This window comes from Natronococcus sp., from assembly GCF_047921035.1.
GTDB lineage: Archaea > Halobacteriota > Halobacteria > Halobacteriales > Natrialbaceae > Natronococcus.
Genome location: NZ_JBLRWX010000138.1, coordinates 1 through 6743 on the forward strand (window position 1 = coordinate 1; position 6743 = coordinate 6743).

The 6743-nt window shown below is 66.5% G+C and carries 5 protein-coding genes and 1 pseudogene; 3 read left to right on the forward strand and 3 right to left on the reverse strand.

Features of this window, described 5'->3' with window-relative positions:
• Positions 1 to 50: 50 nt before the first annotated feature.
• Complete coding sequence (locus tag ACNA7R_RS18475; protein ID WP_416284989.1) at positions 51 to 860, reverse strand: acyl-CoA dehydrogenase family protein; 810 nt, start codon at positions 858 to 860, stop codon at positions 51 to 53.
• A 110-nt stretch (positions 861 to 970) separates the two neighbouring features.
• On the opposite strand from ACNA7R_RS18475, the gene ACNA7R_RS18480 reads away from it, so the two are divergent.
• Positions 971 to 2662, forward strand: a complete 1692-nt coding sequence (locus tag ACNA7R_RS18480) for a thiamine pyrophosphate-binding protein (RefSeq protein ID WP_416284990.1) — start codon at positions 971 to 973, stop codon at positions 2660 to 2662.
• An 18-nt stretch (positions 2663 to 2680) separates the two neighbouring features.
• On the opposite strand, the gene ACNA7R_RS18485 is transcribed toward ACNA7R_RS18480, so the two are convergent.
• Positions 2681 to 3148, reverse strand: a complete 468-nt coding sequence (locus ACNA7R_RS18485) for a hypothetical protein (protein ID WP_416284991.1) — start codon at positions 3146 to 3148, stop codon at positions 2681 to 2683.
• Between the two features lie 498 nt (positions 3149 to 3646).
• Here ACNA7R_RS18485 and ACNA7R_RS18490 point away from each other — a divergent pair, with 498 nt between their 5' ends.
• Positions 3647 to 4828, forward strand: coding sequence for a sensor histidine kinase (locus ACNA7R_RS18490; RefSeq protein ID WP_416284993.1), 1182 nt, complete (start codon positions 3647 to 3649; stop codon positions 4826 to 4828).
• Between the two features lie 12 nt (positions 4829 to 4840).
• Here the strand turns inward: ACNA7R_RS18490 and ACNA7R_RS18495 are convergent, their stop codons facing one another.
• Positions 4841 to 6280 (reverse strand): FAD-binding oxidoreductase, encoded by a 1440-nt coding sequence (locus ACNA7R_RS18495; RefSeq protein WP_416284992.1) that lies wholly within the window; start codon positions 6278 to 6280, stop codon positions 4841 to 4843.
• 83 nt (positions 6281 to 6363) lie between these two features.
• Between ACNA7R_RS18495 and ACNA7R_RS18500 the strand changes: the two are divergent.
• Positions 6364 to 6615 (forward strand): annotated as a pseudogene (locus tag ACNA7R_RS18500) (hypothetical protein); the annotation flags it as partial.
• Positions 6616 to 6743: the final 128 nt, after the last annotated feature.

The following is a 6743-nucleotide window of genomic DNA, read 5'->3' on the forward strand; positions in this document are numbered from 1 at the left end:
GGCGGTGTGCTCTTCCACCGCGACCTTCAGTTTCTCGGTGCTGCTCTCGATCATCGAATCACCTCTGTTGCCCCTTCCATCAGCACGCGCCGGGAAATGATCACGCGCATGATCTCGTTGGTCCCTTCCAGGATCTGGTGCACACGCACGTCGCGGACGTGCTCGGTGTCGATCAGCGAGACGTCGTTCGACTCGCGGTTCGGCACGAGGACGTACCGCCCGTCGGGCGAGGGGACGACCCGGATCGGCGTCTCGCCAAGCAGCGCGCGGTTCGTCTGCTCGAGCGTGTCCGGGTCGAGCACCGACAGCATCCCGTCCTCCTGGTTCGCGACGAGCAGGCCGGCCTCGGGGTGGACCGCGATCCCTTCGGGCTCCTCGCCGACCGTCGGATCGCCGAGGATCCGTCGCTCCTCGCAGTCGATCGCGGTGACGTTCGCGCTGCCGATGTTGGCGACGAAGGCCCGCTCCTCGTCGGGCGTCAGCGCCACCATGTGCGATTTGTCCTGGTGGGTCGGGAAGTGGTCGACGATCTCGTCGGTCCCGCAGTCGAGGACGTAGACGCGGCTGCTGTAGGTCGAGGCCAGCCACAGCTCGCCCGCGGACTCGCGGACCGCCAGCCCGTGGGGGAAGTCGAACCCCTCGTGTTCGATCTCGGCGGTTCGCTCCCACGTCTCGGGATCGAACGCAAGCAGGGTATCGCCCAGCGAGCAGGTGACGTACACCGTCTCGCCGTCGGGGCCGACGGCGATCTCGTGGGGGTTGAACTCGGTCTCGACGACCCGTTCGGTCTCGCCGGTGTCGGCGTCGATAACGGACATCGTGTCCGAATCCTTGTTCAGCACCAGTAGCTGATCGGTCATACGTGCCCCTCTCGTCGCCCGCCACCTAACGTCCCGAGAACCGGCAAACGGATCCGAACCGGATCGCCGAGGGACACAGTTTCATGGTCGACCGGAACCGACGGGAGAGCATGACGGACAGCTATACCGGGGCCGACCTCTTCGTCGACGCCCTCGAGTCCTACGGCGTCGACTACGTCTTCGGCAACCCGGGAACGACGGAACTGCCGATCGTCGACGCGATCGGCGAGAGCGAACTGGAGTACGTCCTCGGCCTCCACGAGGACGTCGCGGTCGGGATGGCCGGCGGCTACGCCCAGACCCGACGCTACCACGCCCACCACGACGAGTCGATCACCCCCGTCGGGGTGGCGAACCTCCACATCGCACCCGGCCTCGCTCACGGCCTCGGAAACCTCTACGCCGCGAAGATCACCGGCGCGCCACTGGTCGTCACTGCGGGCAACCACAGTACCGACTTCCGCCACGAGGAGCCGATCCTGTCGGGCGACCTTGCCGAGATGGCCGACGAGTTCTGCAAGTGGTCGGACGAGGTACTCGACGTCGAAGCCCTGCCGACGATGCTCCGCCGCGCGTTCCGCGTCGCGCTGACCCCGCCGACCGGGCCCGTCTTCCTCGCGTTGCCGCTGGACGTCACCCTCGAGGAGACCGACGCCGACCCCGAACGTCTCGGGCCGATTCCGAACGCCGGGGGCGGCGATCCGGGCCAGCTCGAGCACGCGGCCGACCTGCTGGCCGAGGCCGACGACCCGGTGATGGTCGTCGGCGACGAGGTCGCCCGCTCGGGCGCCGACGCCGTCGCGGCGGCGGTCGACCTCGCCGAAGCCTCGGGAGCCCGCGTCCACGGCGAAATCCTAGCCTGCGAGATCGACTTTCCGACCGACCACGACCAGTGGGTCTCCTACATCCCGCCGGACGAGGACCTCGCCGCGATGCTGATGGACAGCGACACCCTGCTGTTCGTCGGCTGCTCGACGAACACCACCCTCACTCGCCACGAGGAGGCGCTGGTCGACCCCGAGACGACGTGCATCCACGTCGGCCCCGATGCCTGGGAACTCGGGAAGAACCAGCCGGCCGACGCCGCCGTGATCGGCGACCCGGGACTCGCCCTCGAGGGGCTCACCGAGCGCGTCCGCAAGCGTCTTTCGGAGGAGACGGTCGAGGAACGGCTCGAGCGCGTCGCCGCGGTCAAGGAGATGGTCGAGGCCAGAGTCTCCCAGATGGGCGAGGACGAGGCGCCGGGTGATCCGCGGGCCTCGAAGGCCGAACTGGTCGACGCGATGGAGCGGGTCGCCGGCGACGCCTACGTCGTCGACGAGGGAATCACCTCGAAGTACGCGATGCTCACGCGGTGGGACCTCGCACCCGAGCAGTACATCTCGAACAAGGGTGGGGGACTCGGCTACGGCCTGCCGGCCTCCGTGGGCGCGGCGCTGGCCGAGAGCCAGCGCGAGGACCCCCGCGACGTCGTCGGCTTTATCGGCGACGGCTCCTACCTCTACTACCCTCACACGCTCTACAGCGCGGCCCGCTACGACCTCGACCTCACCGTCGTCGTCCCCGACAACCGCAACTACCGGATCCTGAAGGACAACACGCTCAAACTCATGGGCGGCGAGGAGGACGACTACGACTTTACCGGGATGGACTTCGAGCCACCGGTCGACATCCCCAAAAACGCCGAGAGCCACGGCGCCCGCGGCCACCTCGTCGAGACCCCCGACGAGATCGAGGGGGCGCTCGAGGACGCCCTCGCCCGCGAGGGGCCCGACGTGCTGGACGTGCTGGTTCACGACTGAGCGGGGCAACCGGCTCGCTCAGTCGTCCTGCGGGCACGTCTTGCTCGTTCCGAGCGCGGTGCTGATGCGATCCGAATCGATCCGCAGCAGTAGGGTGAAACACTCGCTTTCGCCCCAGTCGTCGACGAACTCCTCGACGTCGCTCGTCGAGTACGTCGTGTCGAGCGAGCCGACGTCCGTCCGAACGTCGACCGTGTAGTGAACTCGGTCGCCCATCCAGGACTCGCGAATACTCGTCTCGTCGGCCACGTCGTCGCCGACCTCTCGCGCTCGATGCCCCTCGAGCTCGTGTTCGGTCTCGTACTCCAGCTCCTCGGCTCGGTGAATCGTGACCGTCGCCGTCACGTCGTCTTCGAGGTAGTTGACGAGTTGGACTTCGCCGAGTCCGACCTGTGGGTCGTCGTCGGCGACACATCCGGCGAGCGCCGTCGTTGCTGCACCGATCGATCCCAGCAGGACGCGACGACTCGGGGTACGGGCGACCATACCCAGACAGGATAGCTGATCGACAAGTGTTTTCGGGAACGGGGTTCTCACTCGCTTACCCTCCCCGCATCCGGGACGATCTTTGTCGGTTTCACCCACCCCGTCGGACCGGATGCGCGCTGACTCGGTGCGTCGCGTCGAGCGCGCCAGCGGTCATCCGTCTCCGCGTCGTCGCACGGCACGAGGACGCGCTCTCTCGCGAGGGACCCGACGTGCTCGTCCACGACTGAGACGGGTTGCCGTACCGGGTTACCGGCGGAACCGCGAACCGGCTTGCGGCTGTCCCGGAGCTGACTACCGCAGTCCGTCTCAAACGGAGACCGTGACGGCCTCGATTTTCCGTCTCGGGCGGGCGCAGCGAACGCCCGTGAGTCAACGTGATGAGAAAGGGCATCAAAAAAGTATTAACCCGTATCATCCTAACGGGTTTATCCGTCCGTAATGGTGGGGAAGTTACCGGAGCGTAATGAGAGAGAGCGGGAAGCAGCAATAGGTGAAATGAGCCGCTGGAGCCGGGTGCTTTCCGTACCGGGGAGCAGACGTGTCCTGCTTGCCCTCGGGGGACTCTACGTCGCACTCGCTGTTTGGTGGACAGTTTCGCAGGCGTTTCTGGGGACAGCAGTTACGACTATTCTGGTCGTCTCTTCGTTTATCGGCGGATCGGGGATCGTCCTTCTGTGGGGCGGGTATCGGTTGCCACAAACGGATATCCACCCGACGAGTTACCCCGCTGTCGCAGGGAGATGTCTCACCGGATTCGGGATAATGCTCGGTATTCTAACGTTGTATCATCTCCAGCCGGGCACCGGTCTTACCAACCCGGGACGTTCGCTCCCCATTCTTACCGGGTTCAGTAGTGTCGCCGGCTTCGGTGTTGGAGTGTACGATGCGCAGTCCAAAACGCGCGCCCGAGAACTCAAACTCCAAAACCGGAAGCTGCAGCGAACGCAAGAGCGCCTCGAAGAATCGAACGAACGACTCGAGCAGTTCGCGTACGCCGCCTCTCACGACCTGCAAGAGCCCCTGCGAATGGTTTCGAGCTACCTGCAACTCCTCGAAAGTCGGTACGGCGAGGAGTTCGACGAAGAGGGTGAAGAGTTCCTCGAGTACGCGCTCGACGGCTCGGAGCGAATGAAAGAGATGATCGACGGGTTGCTCGACTATTCGCGTGTGGAAACACAGGGAGAAACGTTCGAACCGGTTGATCTCGACGAGATCTGTGCCGAGGCGTGCCAAAACCTCGAGCTACAGATCGACGAAACTGACGCCACCATCAACAGCGAGGAACTCCCTCGCGTCGAAGGCGACGCGAGCCAGCTCCGACAGGTCTTCCAGAATCTCATCGCTAACGCGATCGAATACAGCGGAGACGCGCCCCCACGGATCGACATCTTTGCCGAGCGTGATGGCGAGGAGTGGATCATCTCCGTTCGTGATCGGGGACTCGGAATCCCCACGGAGGATCAGGACCGCATCTTCGAGGTGTTCGAGCGACTCCACAGTCACGAGGAAGGAACGGGAACGGGAATCGGACTCGCACTCTGTAACCGGATCATCGAGCGTCACAACGGCGAAATCTGGGTCGAATCCGAACCCGGCGAGGGGACGACGTTCTCGTTTACCGTACCAGCATCGTCAGCGCAAACAGAGACTACGGTAGCCGTGAGCGAGCCGCTGTAACCGCCTTCGCGTTCACCCGTTGCCCTCCTGGTCGGCGTCCTCACAAACCCGCAGTTCCGTCGCGGTTTCCGGAAAGATCTTTCCCGGGTTCAACGTCCCCGCCGGGTCGAGCGCCCGTTTGACCCGGCGCATCGCATCGACCGCGCCGGAGCCGTGCTCGGCCTCGAGGTACTCCCGCTTTCCCTGGCCGATACCGTGCTCGCCGGTCGCCGTGCCGCCCAGCTCGAGCGCGCGGTCGACGATTTCGGCGTAGACCGCCTCGCCCTCCCCAACGTGATCGGGGTCGTCCCGGTCGACGAGCACCGAGTAGTGGAGGTTGCCGTCGCCCGCGTGACCGAAGCAGGGGATCAGCAGGTCGTGCTCGTCGGCGAGGCGCCTCGTTTCGCGGACGATCTCGGGGTAGGAGCTGATCGGGACGGTCACGTCACCGGGATGGAGCGGCTCGAGGTCGGCGTCGTACGTCGCCACGGCGTAAGCCAGCTCTCGACGAGCGCGCCAGAGTTCGTCCATTTCGGCGTCGTCCTCGCTCATCTCGAAGCGGGCGACGTCCCGTTCCTCGAAGATCGTCCGACAGAGGTCGATCTCCCGCTCGACGCCGTGGTTGGCGTGGAACTCGAGGAAGACCATCGGCGCGTCGGGGAGGTCGGTGCCGAGGTACGCGTTGGCCATCCGCGCGCTCAGCCCGTCGACGAGTTCGATCCGGGCGACGTCGACCTCGGTTCGGACCGCCTCGGAGACGGCCGCCGTCGCGTCCTCGAGCGTCTCGAAGATCGCTCGGCCGCCGCGGATCTGCTCGGGTCGGCCGGCGAGCTCGAGGGTCGCCTCGGTGACCACCGCGAGGGTACCCTCGCTGCCAACGAGCAACTCGGTGAGGTTGTAGCCGCTCGAGGTCTTGACCGCTCGCGACCCCGTCTGCACGACCGTTCCGTCGGCCAGCACGGCCTCGAGCCCGAGCACCCAGTCGGCGACCTCGCCGTACCGGACCGTCCCCATCCCGCTGGCGTCGGTCGCGATCATTCCGCCGATCGTCGAGATGTCGCCCGAGGATGGTAGTGGCGGGAAGAACAGCCCATCGCCGGCGACGTACTCGTCGACCGCCGAACCGATGATCCCCGGCCCGACGTCGATCTGGAAGTCGTCGGGCCGGTAGTCGCGGACGTCGTCCATCTGGGTGAGATCGAGGCTGATCCCCCCGTGAGCGGGGACGGCGTTGCCCTCGAGACCCGTCCCGGCCGCGTAGGGGGTCACCGGAACGCCGCGGTCGGTCGCCGCCGCCAGCACCGCCGCGACGTCGTCCGTGCTCTCGGGCCAGACGACGGCGTCGGGTCGAACGCCCTCGCCCAGCTGTTCGGCCCCCCAGTCGGCGGCGTGGCTGTCGCGCCGGCCGTCGGCGACCGAGCGCTGGTCGTCCGCGAGGGGGAGGTCCTCGAGGAACGAACAGTTGTGTGTCATACGACCACATTCTCCACCGTCGGTATCAACGTTGTCCCCGCCTTCGCGACGCTCCCGGGTCCGGATTTCACGCGGGGACAACGGTGACGGCGCTCGAGCCCGTTCGCCCGAGCGTGACCGATCCCGACGACGCCCCCGAGGGCCGGCTCGCGGCGCTTCGCGACCACCTCGAGGCGACGGCCGAGCTGCCGATCGATCCGAAGACGAACCGCTGGCTCGGCGAGGCCGAGGCCGTCGCCCGGGACGCTGCCGCCGAGGACGTCGACCCGGAGACGGCCAGAAAGCGCGTCCGCCAGGTCCAGCGGTTGCTCTCGGCGGCCGACGATCCCGATCACGGCCGGGACCGCCACCGCCGAGCCGAAGATCGCCAGTCGCACCCCGGAGTTGAACGCACCGAAGATCCGCCCGCGGATCCGATCGTCGGCGCGTTGCTGCAACACCGTGTACCCGACGATGAACACCA